This is a genomic window from Georhizobium profundi, from assembly GCF_003952725.1.
In the GTDB taxonomy this organism is placed as follows: domain Bacteria; phylum Pseudomonadota; class Alphaproteobacteria; order Rhizobiales; family Rhizobiaceae; genus Georhizobium; species Georhizobium profundi.
The window spans coordinates 701,747-718,850 of sequence record NZ_CP032509.1 but is presented as its reverse complement, the minus strand read 5'-3'; the positions used below and the strand labels follow the sequence as shown (position 1 = coordinate 718,850).

The following is a 17,104-nucleotide window of genomic DNA, read 5'->3' as shown; positions in this document are numbered from 1 at the left end:
ACCCCGCCTTTACGGCACGCCGTTGGCCTGCCAGAACCCAACCGACATGAAGATCGACATCATCGCCATCGGCAAGTTGAAATCGGGACCGGAACGCGAGCTCGTCTCCCGCTACGTGGATCGCCTCGCCAAATCAGGCCCCGCCATCGGCATCGAGTTTGGCCGCCTGATCGAGCGCCCCGAAAGCCGCGCCTCCAGCACGAGTACCCGCAAGCGCGAGGAAGCCGACGCAATCCGCGCAGCACGGAGCGAGGGCGGCAAGCTGATCCTGCTCGACGAGGGCGGCAAGACCCCCGGGTCTGAGGCATTCGCAGCCGATATCGGCCAGTGGCGCGACGATGGCGCCCGCAACGCCACGTTCGTGATCGGCGGCGCCGACGGCCTGGATGCGTCGCTGCTGCAGGAAAGCGACCTGACGCTCTCCTTCGGCCGCCTGACATGGCCGCACCAGATCGTCAGGGTCCTTCTCGCCGAGCAGCTTTACCGCGCCGTCACGATCCTGTCCGGCCATCCCTATCACAGGGAATGACCGAACAAGATCGCTCGCGGCTCAGTTGGTGAAGTGCAGCTGCGCAACCATGCTGGCGATGCGGGCAAAGACGCTGTCCAGTTGGCTGACATCGTTGGTCGGGAAGTAGTTTTCAGGAGCAGACGCACAGCCCCCATTTGCGCTGCCGTAGAGTGCTCGGTTATTGGCGCCATCGGACTGCAGGAGAACTGTGTAGATCTCCACGCCATTGTTCTTGAGCATGGTGCAGTTTGCCTTCGTCCACGTATCGACGGTTCGCGCGGCCGTCCCCTGATTGGTGGAACCGAAGCGATTGGACGACATGAAGCCGTTGGACCCGTAGTCCGATTTGTTGGCCGTGTTGCTGGAACCGTAGACGACGTTTTCGCCATCCGTGAGGAGAACCACGATCTTCTTCGTACCTGGAGTGTCGAACGGATCGGCAGTCGTGTAGGGCGCTTCCGGCGAAAGCACGCGCGTGCCCCATGCGAGCCCCTCCGATACGTTGGTCCCGGAGCCGTTCCACTCCCGCATTTGTGACACGGCGGTTTTAAGCGCCTCGAAGTCTTCGGTCAGCGGCTGAACAGGAGTCGGGCAGGCGCGGTTTGGACCACCGGTCAGCGGACCGGGCTGTGGTGCGGTGTTGAGGCTGGATGCTTGCGCGTTCGCAGACGTGTATTTGGCAAGCGAGCGCTGGACCACGGCAAAGTCGCCCGTGAGAGTGTCTTTGAGATAGGAGGTGTTGAGGTTCGCGGCATTATTGCCCGCAACAGGCGTGTTCTTGTTGTTAGACACGTCCTTATCAGGTTCGTCAGGCGCAAAATACGGAACGAAGAGCGTACTTCCGGTCGTCGGCGCCGCATCAACCGCAACCGTACGCGGCCGGGCTTCGACGCATCCCTTCCATTCCAAACCGATCTGGTGGAAGAGCCGCAGGTGATTGGCCTTGACCTGCCCGCGCGACCCCTGATTGCCGTTGAGTTGCGTCACACCTGTCGCATTGCTTTGCAGGACGGCCGGGATCGTGCAAGGCTTGGCGGCAATTGCACCGAGACCGGCGGTCTTGACGGTTTTATTGCGGTCGAAGTCAACTTGGATGCCATCGAAATTCGCGCCATGATATTCGGCGGTCGCATGCAGATCGAGCCATGAGCAATCGAACTCCGGGCCGCGGATATTGACCGCCGTAACGAATGGCACCAGCGCCATTCGGATGCGGCGGTTCGGGTTGTTCTCCGCGACCGTCTCCAAAGTATTAACCAGCGTGGTTGCAGCCGTGCGCAACGCCCCGATGCGATTGTTCGTCGCCATCGATCCGGTGTTGTCCAACACCATGACGACTTCCAGCGCATCCGTCGCTTCATAAGCGTCCGAGCTGACAGAAATACGCGCCGGGCCGCCCATGAAGCTGTTCATGATTGTCAGCGCCACATCCGCCGTGGCCGTCGCCTCGGTCCGGATGAAGTTGGCGCCGATCTCAGCATCGAAATCCGTATCGAGATTGCTGATCGTCGGGTCAGCCTCAATGAGAGCGGCGAGATACGTATCGAAGTAGCTCTCGCGGCTCTGGTCACGATCGTTGAGCCGCGTTGCCGCCAAAAGCGCGGCATCGACGTTGTTCTGCAATGCAGTCTTGGCCGCCATCATGCGGGTCGTATCGACTGCCAATCCGGCCGAAAGCAGCATGACCGGCAGGGAAATGCCGAACATGAGTGCAAATTGGCCGCTACGATCTTGAAGAAAGCGCTTCATGCTTTGATCCCCAGCTATCCATTTGTGGATACGCGCGAGCAATTAAGACATGCTTTGCTTGATGGAGAATCAGCCCATGAGAAAGGGCTGTCCAAGGGAATTCTAATGCTGCGGTTAATCAGCCGTTTCTTCCTGCAAACATATTTTAGAGTGGCATCGTGAGCACTTCCTTTCGCCTCAAACTCGACATGCTTGCAGCCGATGGAGGGAACTCGGGCCAAGATCGGATTGAGACTTGAAGCCAGCACCACGGAGCCGCGGTCACTGCGCCGCGCCGGATCATTCGCGAAATCGACAGGTCAGGCTCGCTGCCTGGTTCGCCGGCAAAGCTTTGGTTGTTGGGCTTCTCTCCACCGCTTCGGCTTCTTCAGCCCACGCCCAGGAGGCCGCTCCTGCTTTGGCCGCCCCTCAGGCGGATGCAGCTGATCCGACCCAGTCTCTCGATGCCAAGCGCGCCGAAACGGCCGAGGAACTCGACCGCTTGAGCCGAGCCATCACGCTGTCCGAACAGCGCATGGCCGATCTACGCGCCGAGGTTGATGCGCTGCGCCAGGACGAGGCGGCCATTCGCGCAAGCATGATCGAAACGGCAGACCGGCAGCGCGAACTCACCACGCGCATGGCCGAAGCCGAAGATCGCTTCTCCACGCTGCGCGGTGACGAAGACGAGATTACTGCGTCGCTGAGGGAAAGGCGGGTGCTGCTCGCCGAAGTTCTTGCCGGATTGCAGCGCATGGGCCGAAATCCGCCTCCGGCTCTCCTCGTTGCGGCGGAGGATGCGCTTGCCTCGGTGAGAAGCGCCATCCTGCTCGGAGCCGTCGTACCCGAAATGCGCGAGGAGACGGAACAACTCGCGCTGGATCTGGCTCGTCTGAAGGCGGTTCGTGAAGACATCGAAGAGGAGCGCGCGAAGCTCGTCTCCGCGCGAACGGACCAGATCGTCGAAGAGGAACGCCTTGCCCTGCTTCTCGCCGAGAAGCGCGACATGCAGGGCGACCGCGAAAGACGCATCGAGGAAGAGCGCGTCGCGGCGGCCCGTCTCGCGGAACGTGCCTCGTCGCTCGGCGAACTCATCGCTTCGCTCGAAACGGAGATTTCGTCCGTCCGCGAAGCCGCCGAGCAGGCCCGCGAAGCAACACGATTGCGTGAACAGCAAAGCGAGGAAGAGCTTGAGCGGGCACGAAATCGTGCCGCCAGCGGCGACCTCGACATGGAGAGATTTTCGCCGGCAGTTCCTTTCGCATCGCGCACGGCAACCCTGGAATTGCCCGTGGAAGGGGCCGTAGAGCGATGGTATGGTGACGATGACGGCACCGGCCACCCGCTTCAAGGCATTATGGTCGCGAGCCGATCGGGGGCACTCGTGCAAGCCCCGGCCGACGCTTGGGTCGTCTATGCCGGCCCCTTTCGGACTTACGGGCAGCTATTGATCCTCAACGCAGGTGACGAATATCATATCGTCATGGCGGGTATGGACCGTATCGATGTTTCACCAGGCCAGTTCGTGGTGACCGGCGAACCGGTCGCTGCGATGGGTGAAACGAGGCTCGCGGGCGCTGCTGCTTTGGCTCTGGTTTCCGGGCAGCCGACGCTTTACATTGAATTCAGGAAAGATGGACAGCCGGTCGATCCTGACCCCTGGTGGGCAAACGATACTTCGGGAAGGGCAAGCAATGATTCGTAAAATATCGCTTCTGTTCGTCGGCGCCCTCATGGGCGCTACCGCCCTGAGCACTGCCCAGCAGTTCAGCATGCCGGCGGAAGCCGCTGGGTCGGATACTTACCGCCAACTGTCGATCTTCGGCGACGTGTTCGAGCGCGTGCGTTCGCAATATGTGACACCGCCGGAAGAGAAAGAGCTGATCGAGAGTGCCATCAACGGCATGCTTACCTCGCTCGATCCCCATTCCAGCTATCTCAATGCTGACGATGCCAACGACATGCGCACCCAGACGCGTGGCGAATTCGGCGGCCTTGGCATCGAAGTCACGATGGAAAACGACCTCGTCAAGGTCATCACGCCCATCGACGACACACCCGCCGCGCAGGCAGGCGTGCTGGCAGGCGATCTGATTTCCGAAATCGATGGCGAATCGCTGCAGGGCCTAACCCTGTCGGATGCCGTTGACCGCATGCGCGGACCGGTCGACACGACGGTCGAGCTCACGGTCATCCGCGAAGGCGCTGCTCAACCGCTGAAGATCGAAGTCACGCGCGCCATCATCCAGGTGAAGGCCGTTCGCCATAGCGTCGAGGAGAATGTCGGCTATCTCCGCCTCATCTCCTTCACCGAAAAGACCTATGACGACCTCGCCGCAGCCATCGAGCAGATCCAGGAAGAAGTGCCTGAGAATGAGCTGAAAGGCTACGTCCTCGACATGCGCCTCAACCCAGGCGGCTTGCTCGATCAGGCGATCAGCGTTTCCGACGCGTTCCTGGATCGTGGCGAAATCGTCTCCACTCGTGGCCGTAACGAAGAGGAAAGCCGCCGCTTCAATTCGCGTGCAGGCGACCTCACCGGCGGCAAGCCGCTCATCGTTCTCGTCAATGGCGGTTCCGCTTCGGCGTCCGAAATCGTGGCCGGCGCATTGCAGGACCACAAGCGGGCGACCGTTCTCGGCACACGTTCCTTCGGCAAGGGCTCCGTCCAGACGATCATTCCGCTCGGCGAAAACGGCGCGCTTCGTCTGACGACTGCGCTCTATTACACGCCGTCGGGCAAGTCGATCCAGGGCACGGGCATCACGCCGGACATCATCGTGGAGCAGCCCCTGCCCGAGGAACTCATGGGCCAGGTGGAAGCATCCGGCGAATCACAGCTGCGTGGCCACATCCAGGGTGAGAGCGAGACCGAAGAAGGCTCAGGCTCGATCGCTTACGTGCCGCCGGAGCAGGAAGACGACATCCAGCTGAACCACGCCTTCGATCTTCTACGTGGCGACCGCACGGATGCGTCCTTCCCGCCCAACCCGGATCAGGCTGCCGTCACCAACCAATAAGGGTCTCTGGATCCTTTCGACGCGGCGTTCTTTGAGCGCCGCGTCTTGCCGAATCACCCTCAGTCATGAGACCGGTGAGCGGTGCGTAACAAGCTAGATACTCCATTGGGCCAAGCCCGAAAGTCGAGGCAGAGGCGCCGGCCGTGGCCGGGTCGCTTCGCGCTCGGCACATCTGCGGCCGTGGTGCTGCTTCTCGCCGGTTCCATTTACAGTGCCATGTCGCCCAGTGGCCTCAGCGGCTCACCGGCGCCCGTCGCAACCGCCGACACACCCGTTGTCGCGCCCGATGAAACGGACGAATACGCAAACCTTCAGACAGGCACCGTCCCCGCCCGCACGGCAGGCACGGCAGGCGGCAACATCGCTTCCGAAATGACCGGCGACGGCGTCATGGTCACGACCTACCGCCCGGGCAGCCGCGAAGGGCTCGGACCGCTCATCATCGACGGCGGCGCGGTCGGCCAGGATCTGCGCGTCGCGCATTTGCCGGAAGATGCGCTTCTCGAAGAAACCGAATTCGGTGCCATCCCCACCATTTCTCCAGGCGGTAAGCGTTCGGCAGAAGCCTATGCACGGTCATGGTCCGGCACGAACGGCGCGAAGATCGCGATCGTCGTCGGCGGGCTAGGGCTCAGCCAAACGGGCACCCAGTACGCGATCGAGAAGCTGCCCGAAGAGATCACGCTTGCCTTTGCGGCAAGCGGCAACAGCCTGACGCGCTGGATGCAGGACGCCCGCCGTGGTGGCCATGAAATCCTGCTGCAGATCCCGCTGGAACCCTTCGACTATCCCTCCGTGGACCCGGGCGCCAACACGCTTACCGTCGAAGCGCCGTTGGAAAGCAACATTGAGGCGCTTCACAAATCACTGGCCCGCATGACGAACTATACGGGCGTCATGAATTATATGGGCGGACGCTTCATGTCCGACATCGAAGCCTTCGAGCCGGTCATGCGCGAGATCGCTGACCGTGGCCTGCTGTTCCTTGATGACGGATCTGCGCCGCAGTCGCGCTCCGAGATGCTCGCCAGAACCTTCGGTGCGCCATTCGGTCAAGCCGAGATCGTGCTCGACAGCCGGCGCGAACGCGGCGCGATCATGGAAGCACTCGATGCGCTCGAACGCAGCGCCGTGCGCAACGGTGCAGCGATCGGCGTTGCCTCCGCTTTCGATGTGAGCGTCGATGCGATTGCAGAATGGGTGCGGCAGGCGTCACGCCGCAACATCGAGATCGTCAGCGTATCTGCGATCGCGCTCGATCCGGCTTCATCCAGAGCTGCGAGCCGATGAGCCGCGTGAATGCTGAAGACCTGCCCTATCGCCCCTGCGTTGGGGCCATGGTCCTGAATGCTGAAGGCCTCGTCTGGGTCGGGCGCCGTATCCCCATCGCTGATTCGGAGCATGCTGGAACGTCAAAGCTCTGGCAGATGCCGCAGGGCGGCATCGATCCCGGTGAAGACCCTTATCCAGCTGCACTGCGCGAGCTGTACGAAGAGACCGGCATGAAAACCGTCAGCCTCCTTGCGGAAGCGCCGGACTGGATCAACTACGACCTTCCTGCTGATCTGATCGGCATCGGCCTGAAAGGCCGCTATCGGGGACAGACTCAGAAATGGTTCGCGTTCCGCTTCGAAGGCGACGAGAGCGAAATCACCATCAATCCTCCCCGGGCGGCCATGAGGCCGAGTTCGATGCCTGGGACTGGAAGCCCATGGCCGCGTTGCCGGACCTCATCGTGCCTTTCAAGCGCGGTGTCTACGAGACGGTCGTCTCGACATTCTCAACACTCGCCGCCCGCTAGACGCACACTGTTGCCCAAAATGAAAAACGCCGACCTGTTCAGGCCGGCGTTCTCCTTTGTTCATCGGTCGCTGGAGCCTATGCCGGAGGCACGGAGCCCTGCAGCGTCGTCAACTGGCTCAGATATTCGTCGAGCTTGAAAGCCTGGTCGTCGCCAGAAGCCTGTTCACGCTCGGCGCGGGCAGCCTCGATGCGACGTGCCAGCTCAGCACCATCGAAGGCCGCGCGGTCGTAACCAGCCTCGGCGAGCACGGTGCAGCCATCCGGCAGAATGTCGGCGAAACCGCCGAACACGATGAACGACTGCTTCTGGCCATCTGCCAGTTCGACCGTGATCACACCCGGACGCAGCGTCGACATCAGCGGCGCGTGCTTCGCCATGACCGTCATTTCGCCTTCCGAACCCGGCAGGACGACGGCGACGGCTTCGGCCGAGACGAGCAGACGCTCAGGCGATACGAGTTCGAACTTGAATGTGTCAGCCATATCTCGTCGGCCGACGGAAACCATGGTGATACCGGGGTATCAGCAATGCGCGTCCGTCAACCGCTCCCTATTCGCCATCTGCTCTAATGATCAGGCTGCTTCCGCAGCCAGCTTTTCGGCCTTTGCGAGCGCCTGGTCGATACCGCCGACCATGTAGAAGGCAGCTTCGGGCAGGTGGTCGTATGCGCCTTCGACAAGACCCTTGAAGCTCTTGATCGTGTCTTCGAGATCGACGAGCTGGCCAGGTGCACCGGTGAAGATTTCGGCGACGAAGAACGGCTGCGACAGGAAGCGCTCGACCTTACGGGCGCGGGCAACCGTCAGCTTGTCCTCTTCCGAGAGCTCGTCCATGCCCAGGATGGCAATGATATCCTGAAGCGACTTGTAGCGCTGCAGCGTTTCCTGGACGCGACGGGCAACGTTGTAGTGCTCTTCGCCGAGAATGATCGGGTCGAGCATGCGCGACGTCGAGTCGAGCGGATCCACGGCTGGGTAAATGCCCTTTTCCGAAATCGAACGCGACAGAACGGTCGTTGCGTCGAGGTGGGCGAAGGTCGAGGCGGGAGCCGGGTCGGTCATGTCGTCGGCGGGGACGTACACGGCCTGCACCGAAGTGACCGAACCCTTGGTCGTGGTCGTGATGCGCTCCTGCATGGCGCCCATGTCGGTGCCGAGCGTCGGCTGATATCCCACGGCCGAAGGGATACGGCCGAGCAGAGCCGACAGCTCCGAGCCGGCCTGCGTGAAGCGGAAGATGTTGTCCACGAAGAACAGCACGTCCTGGCCTTCATCGCGGAAATGCTCGGCGATCGTCAGGCCGGTGAGCGCAACGCGGGCGCGGGCGCCGGGCGGCTCGTTCATCTGGCCGAACACGAGGGCGCACTTGGAGCCTTCCGTGGAGCCGTCATGCTGCTTGGGGTCCTTGTTCACGCCGGATTCGATCATTTCGTGATAGAGATCGTTGCCTTCGCGGGTCCGCTCACCCACGCCGGCGAACACCGAGTAGCCGCCGTGCGCCTTTGCGATGTTGTTGATCAGTTCCTGAATGAGAACGGTCTTGCCGACGCCTGCGCCACCGAAGAGGCCGATCTTACCGCCACGGGCATAAGGTGCGAGAAGGTCGATCACCTTGATGCCGGTCACGAGGATTTCGGCCTCGGTGGACTGTTCCGTGAAATCAGGCGCTTCCTGGTGGATGGCGCGACGCGTCGTGGCAGGAACCGGACCAGCTTCGTCGATCGGCTCGCCGATGACGTTGATGATGCGGCCGAGCGTACCGGCGCCAACCGGCACCGAAATCGGTGCGCCGGTGTCGGCGACCGCTTGGCCACGAACCAGACCTTCGGTGGAGTCCATGGCGATCGTGCGTACGCTGTTCTCGCCGAGGTGCTGCGCGACTTCCAGAACGAGGCGGTTGCCGAGGTTGTCGGTTTCCAGCGCGTTCAGGATCTGCGGCAGGTGGCCATCGAAGGATACGTCGACGACGGCGCCGATGATCTGCGTCACGCGGCCGGTCGCAACGGCTGAAGCCGGTGCCGATGTCGTGGTTGCTGCCGGTGCAGCGGCGGCTGCCTTGGCCGGCGCCTTTCTGGTGGCGGGCTTCTTTTCAGCCGCCGGCGTCTGTGGTGTCGCTGCCTTAGCCATATCGTTCAAACCTCTTCTTCAAAGAGCCTCAGAGCGCTTCCGCGCCCGAAATGATTTCGATCAGTTCCTTGGTGATCTGAGCCTGACGCTGGCGGTTGTAGGAAAGCGTCAGCTTCTCGATCATCTCGCCCGCATTGCGCGTCGCGTTGTCCATGGCGGACATGCGCGCACCCTGTTCGGACGCAGCATTCTCAAGGAGAGCACGGAAGATCTGGACCGCGATGTTGCGCGGAATCAGATCGGTCAGGATTTCGCCGGCATCCGGCTCGTATTCGTAGATCGCGCCGCCGAGACGGGCATTCATCGCTTCCGTCACCGCAGTGTCGCCCGAAGGCGCGCTTGCGGGGATCAGCTGCTGTGCCGTCGGGATCTGCGAGATCACCGAACGGAACTCCGAATAGAACAGCGTGCAGACGTCGAACTCGCCCTGGTCGAACAGAGCGATGACCTGGCGTGCGATCTTGTCGGCATCGACGAAGCCGACAGCCTTCACTTCACGAAGATCGACGCGGTCGATGATCTTCTCGCGGTGGTCACGGCGAAGGATGTCATACCCCTTCTTGCCCACGCAGAGGATCTTGACCTGCTTGCCTTCCGAAACGAGCCGGCGGATGTGCTCGCGCGCCAGGCGCACGATCTGCGAGTTGAAACCGCCGCAAAGACCACGCTCGGCCGTGCAGACGACGAGCAGATGCACGTCGCTCTTGCCCGTGCCCGTCATCAGACGCGGCGAATCCTCGCCGTCACCCACTGCATTCGCGATGTTGGCGAGGACCGCCCCCATGCGCTGCGAGTAGGGCCGCGCAGCTTCCGCCGCCTCTTGCGCACGACGCAGCTTCGCCGCGGCGACCATCTGCATCGCCTTGGTGATCTTCTGCGTCGCCTTGACTGAGGCGATCCGGTTTCTCAGATCCTTGAGTGAAGGCATCCGCTATCCGTCCGTTTCTCGGAGTCTGATTAACTCAAGCGAAGTTCTTGGAGAACTTGTCGAGTTCCTTGCGCAGGTCGGCTTCGGTGTTTTCCTTGAGCGCCTTGTCCGTGCGGATGGCGTCGAGGATGCCCTTGCCTTCGTTGCGCATGTGCGAGAGCAGCCCACGCTCGAACTTGCCGACATCGCTGACTGGCAGCTTGTCGAGATAGCCCTTCACGCCTGCATAGATCACGACGACCTGCTCTTCCGTCTTCAGCGGCGAGAACTGCGGCTGCTTCAGAAGTTCGGTCAGGCGTGCGCCACGGTTCAGGAGGCGCTGCGTCGAGGCATCGAGGTCGGAGCCGAACTGCGCGAACGCCGCCATTTCGCGGTACTGCGCAAGCTCGCCCTTGATCGAGCCGGCAACCTGCTTCATCGCCTTGATTTGAGCCGACGAACCCACACGCGAAACCGACAGACCGACGTTCACGGCCGGACGGACACCCTGGTAGAAAAGGTCCGTTTCGAGGAAGATCTGACCGTCGGTGATCGAAATCACGTTGGTCGGGATGTAGGCCGACACGTCGTTTGCCTGCGTTTCGATGACCGGCAGAGCCGTCAGCGAACCGGCGCCCTGCTCGTCATTGAGCTTGGCGGCGCGCTCGAGAAGGCGCGAGTGCAGGTAGAAAACGTCGCCGGGATAAGCTTCGCGGCCTGGCGGGCGGCGCAGCAGCAGCGACATCTGGCGGTAGGCGACAGCCTGCTTGGACAGATCGTCATAACCGATCACGGCATGCATGCCGTTGTCGCGGAAATACTCGCCCATCGTGCAGCCGGCAAACGGCGCCAGATACTGCATCGGTGCAGGATCGGATGCGGTCGCGGCGATGACGATCGAGTAGGGCAGCGCGCCGCGCTCTTCCAGAACCTTGACGAACTGCGCGACGGTCGAGCGCTTCTGGCCGACGGCGACGTAGACGCAATAGAGCTTCTGGCTCTCGTCCGTACCTTCGTTCAGCGACTTCTGGTTCAGGAACGTGTCGAGAATGATCGCAGTCTTGCCGGTCTGACGGTCGCCGATGACGAGCTCGCGCTGGCCGCGGCCAACCGGGATGAGCGCGTCGATGGCCTTGAGGCCGGTCGACATCGGCTCATGCACTGACTTGCGGGGGATGATGCCCGGCGCCTTGACGTCGACGCGCTTCCGTTCGTCGGCAACGATCGGGCCCTTGCCGTCGATCGGGTTGCCAAGCGCGTCGACGACGCGGCCGAGGAGACCCTTGCCGACCGGCACGTCCACGATGGCGCCCGTCCGCTTGACGATGTCGCCTTCCTTGATGTCCCGGTCCGAGCCGAAGATGACGACGCCGACATTGTCGGCTTCGAGGTTAAGCGCCATGCCGCGGATGCCGCCTGGGAACTCGACCATCTCACCGGCCTGAACGTTGTCCAGACCGTAGACGCGAGCGATACCGTCACCGACGGAGAGCACCTGGCCGACTTCGGAAACTTCGGCTTCGCGGCCGAAATTCTTGATTTGATCTTTGAGAATTGCGGAAATTTCCGCGGCGCGGATATCCATCAGCCGACCTCTTTCAGTGCAAGCTTAAGCGATGAGAGTTTCGTACGAAGCGATGTGTCGATCTGACGCGAGCCGACCTTGACGATCAGGCCGCCGAGTATTGACGGATCGACATGAATATTGAGCGACACGGTCTTACCCGTGACGTCTCTAAGGGCCGCTGCAAGCTCGCGCTGCTGCGCCTCGTCCAGCGAGTGAGCGCTCGTCACCTCGGCAGCGACTTCGCCGCGATCGGCGGCAGCAAGCTGGCGGAAGGAGCGGATGATGCCCGGAAGAGCGAAGAGACGGCGATTGGCCGCGACGACCTTCAGGAAGTTGCCGGCGAGACCAGCAATCTTGCCCTGGTCCACGATTGCGCCAATGGCACGCGCCTGATCCTCGGCCGAGAAAACCGGGCTCATCACCAGTCGCTTCAGGTCGGTGCTTTCCGCGATCATCGCCTCGAACGCGTCGAGTTCGCGCGTGACGGAATCGATTTCACCGGCCTCTTTCGCAAGATCGAAAAGCGAGGAGGCATACCGTTCTGCAACACCGGAAATTAGCTGGGATGTGTCTGCCACGGGCACCCAAATCTCTCAAATGTACCCAAGAGCGCCGCCGGTTGAAATCTGGCCAACCACAACACCTTGAATTTGTTGCTGTAATTTTCAAGAGCAAATGCCTGAAAGGCACGCCCGCTCCGAAATTCGGGGTTCGTCTAACATAGGAATTCCGCCCCCGCAACACGCCAGGACGCCTGCTTTGGGCGCATTCTTGGCGCATTCCGTCGCAGTCAGAGCATTCCGAAGACGTATCCGAGCGGCAGGACGGCAAGAACGAGTGCCAGGATCAGCGAAAGCAGTGTGGTGCCATCGGCCCTGCCGTGGCGCGCCATCGCGACGATCTTGATCAGAACCGCGGCCGCCCATCCCGCTCCGATCGCCAGATAGACGAGCGGCTGCGCCATCAGGACGGCGACGGCGCCTGCGCCGAATTGCAGGCCCGCGGCCTGCGCGCGAACCGCCAAGGCGTTTGGAAAATGGGTAAACAGCAGCGCAACGAAGTGCCAGAGCCCGAGAAGCGCGGTCGCGACGGCGGCACCGAACGCCAGCCATTCGCCTTGGCTGCCCGGCCAGGGAAAAGCAAATTCCAACGAAGCACCTCCTGATTTGCGCTTCGCACCGATAGGATAGGCGCAACGTCAGGTAAAGCGCTGCGTGACGCCGCACCGCTTTGCCGTCAGAGAAAGCTCTGCGGGTTGATATCGACCTGCACGCGCACCGATCCCCGCTCCTTCTGACCGCTGGCGAGCATCGCCTTCAGATAGGCCTGCATGTCGGCCCGCTTCTCGCCGTGCACCAGCAGCCGAAACCTGTGACGCCCCCGAATGAGCGCGAGTGGCGCTTCCGCCGGTCCGAGCACAGTGAGGCCCCGGGCGGCAGGCGCAACGCGGCGCAAGCCACGCGCGTGCTCGTCCGCTTCGGCGCGGGTGTTCGCCGAAACGATGATCGCGGCCAGTTGCCCAAACGGCGGCAGCTTGGCCCGTTCCCGCTCGGCGATTTCGCGCTCGTAGAACGTATCCGCATCGCCCGATACCAGCGCCTGCATCACCGGATGCATCGGCTGGTAGGTCTGGATGAGACCAAGGCTCTTGAGGCCGGTGCGCCCGGCGCGCCCGGTGACCTGCGAGAGAAGCTGGAACGTGCGCTCCGCCGCCCGCGGGTCGCCGCTCGTCAGCCCGACATCGGCATCGACGATCCCGACGAGCGTCATCAGAGGAAAATTGTGTCCCTTGGCGACCAATTGTGTGCCGATGACGATGTCGGCCTCCCCCTTGGCAATGGCCTCCAGTTCCAGCCGTACGCGCTTTGCCCCGACGAGCAGATCCGACGACATGACGACGATACGCGCGTCCGGAAAATGCCCGACGACCTCTTCCGCGATGCGTTCGACGCCCGGGCCGCAGGCTGCGAGATGATCGAGCGTCCCGCATTCAGGGCAGGCCTGGGGCGTCGGTTCGGCATGGCCACAATGGTGGCACTGGATCTGGCCGCGGAACCGATGCTCGACGAGCCAGCTTGAACAATCCGGGCACTGGAAGCGGTGTCCGCAGACCCGGCAGAGCGTCAGCGGCGCATAACCCCGGCGATTGAGGAAGAGCAGCGACTGCTCCTTGCGTTCCAATCGACCAGCGACAGCCTTGAGAAGCAGCGGCGACAGGAAGCCGCCCCGCGCGGGTGGGCTTTGGCGCATGTCGATCAGCTTCAAATCCGGCATTGCCGCTTCGGCATATCGGCTGGAAAGCTTCAGGAGACCGTAACGCCCCTCCTCCGCATTGACCCGGCTTTCGATCGACGGCGTGGCCGAGGCGAGCACCACCGGGCAATCGGTCAGCCGCGCGCGCACCACCGCCATGTCGCGCGCATGATAAAACACCCGATCTTCCTGCTTGTAGGCCGGATCGTGCTCTTCATCGACGACGATCAGGCCAAGCTCCTTGAACGGCAGGAAGAGTGCCGAGCGGGCGCCGACGACGATGCGCACGCGCCCGTCTACCACCTGCCGCCAGACCCTTTCACGGGTACGGGGCGCAAGTTCGGAATGCCACTCCGCCGGCGGCGCGCCGAACCGGGCCTCGAAGCGAGCGAGAAAGGCCGGCGTCAGCGCGATTTCCGGCAGCAGGATCAGCGCTTGCTTGCCCTGCTCGATGGCCTCTGCAACGGCGGCGAAATAGACCTCGGTCTTGCCCGAACCGGTGACGCCATCGAGAAGATGCACACCGAACCGTGCTTTGCCGACCGCCTCGCGCAGGATCGCAGCAGACCCAGCCTGCCCGTCGCTGAGCTCCGCCCCGCCATAGGTCGGATCGGGCAAAGCGACGACGGGCGGCGGCGGCAGAAGGATGGGTGCGAACGCGCCCTGCTTCACGAGCCCGTCGACGACGGAAGACGAGACGCCAGCCGCATGGGCAAGGCCCGATTTCGTCCAGGCGCCGGTTTCCTGTGCCGTGTCCAGCACGCGCCGCCGCGCAGGCGTCAGCTTCTCGGGCACGGCACCGGTCGCGGCCAACCCCTCGATCATCGGCTCCGGATCGAGCGCCGCCGGGGCCCTCAGCGCCATGCGCGCGACGAGACCGGGCGGCGACAGCGTATAATCGGCAACCCATTCGATGAACCGGCGCATCACCGCATCGAGCGGCGGACAATCGAAGACATGCGTGATGGGCCTGAGCTTGCGCGCATCGATCTCACGCCCCGGCGGCCCATCCCACACGACGCCGAGCACCTGACGGGGGCCGAGCGGAACTTGTACCAGCGATCCGGGTTGGACTTGCAGACCCTCAGGCACCACATAGGAATATGGCTCGGGCGCCGGAAGCGGCACGAGCACGGAGACGACCGGCACGGGGACGACGGGCGTTGGTGGCGCGTCGAACAGAACGCTCTGAGAATCGGCAGCGGAATGGCGGGTCATGATGCGTGACCTTGCCCCCTGTTTGGTCTAAAGGGAACCCGAAACGGCCTTACCGGCCAACAGGCAGCCAAAGCAAAGCAGAAGAGACAATCTGATGAAATTCTTTGTCGATACCGCCGACGTCGCCGAAATTCGGGAGCTGAACGATTTCGGCCTTCTCGACGGCGTGACGACCAACCCCTCGCTCATCATGAAGTCCGGCCGCGACTACAAGGAAGTCACGAAGGAAATCTGCGACATCGTCGAAGGTCCCGTGTCTGCCGAAGTCACTGCGGTCGACTATGACGGCATGATGCGCGAAGCAGAAGTTCTCGGTGCGATCGCCGACAATGTCTGCATCAAGCTGCCGCTCACGCTCGCCGGTCTCAAGGCCTGCAAGGCCCTCACCGAACAGGGCAAGCTGGTCAACGTAACCCTGTGCTTCTCCGCCAACCAGGCGCTCCTGGCTGCCAAGGCCGGCGCAACGTTCATCTCGCCCTTCATCGGCCGCCTCGACGACATCCATCTCGACGGCATGGACCTGATCCGCGAGATCCGCCAGATCTACGACAATTACGGCTTCGACACCGAAATCCTCGCAGCGTCGATCCGCACCGCGAACCACATCAAGGACGCCGCTCTCATTGGCGCCGATGTGGTCACTGCGCCGCCGGCCACGCTCAAGTCGCTCGTCAAGCACCCGCTGACGGACAAGGGTCTCGAGACGTTCCTGGAAGACTGGAAGAAGACCGGCCAGACGATCGCCTGATCGGCACCTGGTTCAAGAGCATCAAGCCGGCGGGCCCCGTCCGCCGGCTTTTTTCATGCGTCGTCATCATCCATTTCGTCGGCCTCGTCCGGAAGCTGCCCCGTCAGACGCATGCTCTCGATCCAGGTCGATCCATCCTCCTGCCGGATCACCGTCTTCGCCCGCACACCGGTGCGGTCCGTGATGAGGTCTGCCAGTTCCGGCGCGTGGGTGACGACCCAGATCTGCGCATCCTTCGCCGCACGCGCGATCATGTCGGCAAGCGGCGAGAGCATAGACGGATGCAGGCTCGCTTCGGGCTCATTCAGCGCAATGAAGGGCGGTATGCGATAGGCAAGCAGGGCTGCGGCAAGGCCCAGGAACCGGATCTGCCCGTCCGACAACTCGGCAGCCGAGAAACCGCGCTGCGGGAATTGCGGGAAGACGACGCCGAAGCGCGCTTCGCGATCCGGTAGCGGAATGTCGAGCCAGGCACCTTTCAAGGCATCGGCAACGGCCCGGTCGAGATCGACCGTATCGCCACGGATATGTTTCAACGTCGCCATCACAGCCGCGAGATTGCTGCCGTCCATGTCGAGCATGGGCGCCGTCACGGCAAGCGATGCTGCCCTCAAGGGCGACCCGGCGTCGCTGCGAAAGCCGTGGTAGAAGCGGAACCGGGCAAGCGTATCGCGCACGATCGCCGCTTCCGCATGCAGCCCCGATCCGCCAAGCGCAGCCAAGCCCGTTTCGGATGAGAGAAGCCTGACGGGATACTCCTGCATCCGCCCGTCGGCATCGCGGTAGGACAGTCCCTGACCGGCGCGCTTCATTACGTCCACGACACGCCGGCCCTGGTCGATCGAGAGCCGCTCTTCCTTGATCTGCGGCTCGAACGGAAATCCGGCGCCCATCGGCGGCGTCAGGCCGGCATCGATCGTGTAGCGCCAGCCAAGCGCCGTGTCCTCGTAGATAAGTTCGACGGCGATCGACAGGCGCACCGGCCGCCCCTTCTTGCGCGTGCCGGTCCAGAGTACGGCCGCCATGCCGCCCTCCGCAGCGATTTCGCGCGCGAACGTCCCTTCGGCCGCTGACTGGGCGAGATGCAGCGCCCGATAAAGATTGGATTTGCCGACGCCATTGTCGCCCACGAAGACATTGACGTCGCCGATCTCCATGCGGATCGACTTGAGCGAGCGATAGCCGGCAACGGTCAGCGACCGGAGTTTCATCGACATGGCGC

14 protein-coding genes and 1 pseudogene are annotated in these 17,104 nt (G+C 62.7%); 6 read left to right on the top strand and 9 right to left on the bottom strand.

All coding sequences use genetic code 11. The annotated features are described in order from the left end of the window. The first annotated feature begins 46 nt into the window (after positions 1–46). Positions 47–529 (top strand): 23S rRNA (pseudouridine(1915)-N(3))-methyltransferase RlmH, encoded by a 483-nt coding sequence (gene rlmH / locus D5400_RS03420; RefSeq protein ID WP_126007672.1) that lies wholly within the window; start codon positions 47–49, stop codon positions 527–529. 21 nt (positions 530–550) lie between these two features. Here the strand turns inward: rlmH and D5400_RS03415 are convergent, their stop codons facing one another. Next, positions 551–2,260 carry a TadE/TadG family type IV pilus assembly protein gene (locus D5400_RS03415; RefSeq protein WP_126007670.1) on the bottom strand — a complete coding sequence of 570 codons (1,710 nt, stop codon included), beginning with the start codon at positions 2,258–2,260 and terminating at the stop codon, positions 551–553. A gap of 397 nt (positions 2,261–2,657) precedes the next feature. On the opposite strand from D5400_RS03415, the gene D5400_RS03410 reads away from it, so the two are divergent. The 4 genes and pseudogenes from D5400_RS03410 (at position 2,658) to D5400_RS03395 (ending at position 7,060) form a co-directional block, all read left to right on the top strand. Beyond that, positions 2,658–3,944: a murein hydrolase activator EnvC family protein gene (locus tag D5400_RS03410; protein ID WP_245451414.1), complete on the top strand. Its 1,287-nt coding sequence runs from the start codon at positions 2,658–2,660 to the stop codon at positions 3,942–3,944. Beyond that, the gene (locus D5400_RS03405; RefSeq protein ID WP_126007668.1) at positions 3,934–5,259 is read left to right on the top strand and encodes a S41 family peptidase; all 1,326 of its coding nucleotides are present in this window, start codon (positions 3,934–3,936) and stop codon (positions 5,257–5,259) included. Before D5400_RS03410 ends, D5400_RS03405 begins: the two co-directional genes overlap by 11 nt. 105 nt (positions 5,260–5,364) lie before the next feature. Beyond that, positions 5,365–6,549 (top strand): divergent polysaccharide deacetylase family protein, encoded by a 1,185-nt coding sequence (locus tag D5400_RS03400; RefSeq protein WP_245451413.1) that lies wholly within the window; start codon positions 5,365–5,367, stop codon positions 6,547–6,549. Beyond that, a pseudogene (locus D5400_RS03395) lies at positions 6,546–7,060 on the top strand (RNA pyrophosphohydrolase). Before D5400_RS03400 ends, D5400_RS03395 begins: the two are co-directional and overlap by 4 nt. Positions 7,061–7,137: 77 nt before the next feature. On the opposite strand, the gene D5400_RS03390 reads toward D5400_RS03395, so the two are convergent. The 7 genes from D5400_RS03390 to D5400_RS03360 all read right to left on the bottom strand — a co-directional run bounded on the left by D5400_RS03390 (position 7,138) and on the right by D5400_RS03360 (position 15,134). Then, positions 7,138–7,545, bottom strand: coding sequence for a F0F1 ATP synthase subunit epsilon (locus tag D5400_RS03390; RefSeq protein WP_126007664.1), 408 nt, complete (start codon positions 7,543–7,545; stop codon positions 7,138–7,140). A gap of 90 nt (positions 7,546–7,635) precedes the next feature. Continuing rightward, a complete protein-coding gene (gene atpD / locus D5400_RS03385) occupies positions 7,636–9,189 on the bottom strand; it encodes a F0F1 ATP synthase subunit beta (RefSeq protein ID WP_126007662.1) in 1,554 nt (517 codons plus the stop codon). A gap of 28 nt (positions 9,190–9,217) precedes the next feature. Then, complete coding sequence (locus D5400_RS03380; protein ID WP_126007660.1) at positions 9,218–10,117, bottom strand: F0F1 ATP synthase subunit gamma; 900 nt, start codon at positions 10,115–10,117, stop codon at positions 9,218–9,220. Positions 10,118–10,151: 34 nt separating this feature from the next. Continuing rightward, positions 10,152–11,681 carry a F0F1 ATP synthase subunit alpha gene (gene atpA, locus D5400_RS03375; protein WP_126007658.1) on the bottom strand — a complete coding sequence of 510 codons (1,530 nt, stop codon included), beginning with the start codon at positions 11,679–11,681 and terminating at the stop codon, positions 10,152–10,154. Continuing rightward, a complete protein-coding gene (locus D5400_RS03370) occupies positions 11,681–12,247 on the bottom strand; it encodes a F0F1 ATP synthase subunit delta (RefSeq protein ID WP_205665509.1) in 567 nt (188 codons plus the stop codon). Before D5400_RS03370 ends, atpA begins: the two co-directional genes overlap by 1 nt. A gap of 206 nt (positions 12,248–12,453) precedes the next feature. Continuing rightward, complete coding sequence (locus D5400_RS21345; RefSeq protein ID WP_205665508.1) at positions 12,454–12,813, bottom strand: DUF4345 domain-containing protein; 360 nt, start codon at positions 12,811–12,813, stop codon at positions 12,454–12,456. A gap of 86 nt (positions 12,814–12,899) precedes the next feature. Beyond that, entirely contained in the window at positions 12,900–15,134 is a 2,235-nt protein-coding gene (locus D5400_RS03360) for a primosomal protein N' (RefSeq protein WP_126007655.1), read from the bottom strand. Between the two features lie 94 nt (positions 15,135–15,228). Between D5400_RS03360 and fsa the strand changes: the two genes are divergently transcribed. Then, complete coding sequence (fsa, locus tag D5400_RS03355) at positions 15,229–15,882, top strand: fructose-6-phosphate aldolase (RefSeq protein ID WP_126007653.1); 654 nt, start codon at positions 15,229–15,231, stop codon at positions 15,880–15,882. Between the two features lie 53 nt (positions 15,883–15,935). Here the strand turns inward: fsa and D5400_RS03350 are convergent, their stop codons facing one another. Then, on the bottom strand, positions 15,936–17,093 hold the full coding sequence (locus D5400_RS03350) for an AAA family ATPase (protein WP_126012663.1): 1,158 nt from the start codon (positions 17,091–17,093) through the stop codon (positions 15,936–15,938). Positions 17,094–17,104: the final 11 nt, after the last annotated feature.

Excerpts from the sequence above, each read along its gene's own strand:
- rlmH (WP_126007672.1), top strand. The coding sequence starts at position 47 with ATGAAGATCGACATCATCGCCATCGGCAAGTTGAAATCGGGACCGGAA.
- D5400_RS03415 (WP_126007670.1), bottom strand. The coding sequence starts at position 2,260 with ATGAAGCGCTTTCTTCAAGATCGTAGCGGCCAATTTGCACTCATGTTC.
- D5400_RS03405 (WP_126007668.1), top strand. The coding sequence starts at position 3,934 with ATGATTCGTAAAATATCGCTTCTGTTCGTCGGCGCCCTCATGGGCGCT.
- D5400_RS03390 (WP_126007664.1), bottom strand. The coding sequence starts at position 7,545 with ATGGCTGACACATTCAAGTTCGAACTCGTATCGCCTGAGCGTCTGCTC.
- atpD (WP_126007662.1), bottom strand. The coding sequence starts at position 9,189 with ATGGCTAAGGCAGCGACACCACAGACGCCGGCGGCTGAAAAGAAGCCC.
- D5400_RS03380 (WP_126007660.1), bottom strand. The coding sequence starts at position 10,117 with ATGCCTTCACTCAAGGATCTGAGAAACCGGATCGCCTCAGTCAAGGCG.
- atpA (WP_126007658.1), bottom strand. The coding sequence starts at position 11,681 with ATGGATATCCGCGCCGCGGAAATTTCCGCAATTCTCAAAGATCAAATC.
- D5400_RS03360 (WP_126007655.1), bottom strand. The coding sequence starts at position 15,134 with ATGACCCGCCATTCCGCTGCCGATTCTCAGAGCGTTCTGTTCGACGCG.
- fsa (WP_126007653.1), top strand. The coding sequence starts at position 15,229 with ATGAAATTCTTTGTCGATACCGCCGACGTCGCCGAAATTCGGGAGCTG.
- D5400_RS03350 (WP_126012663.1), bottom strand. The coding sequence starts at position 17,093 with ATGAAACTCCGGTCGCTGACCGTTGCCGGCTATCGCTCGCTCAAGTCG.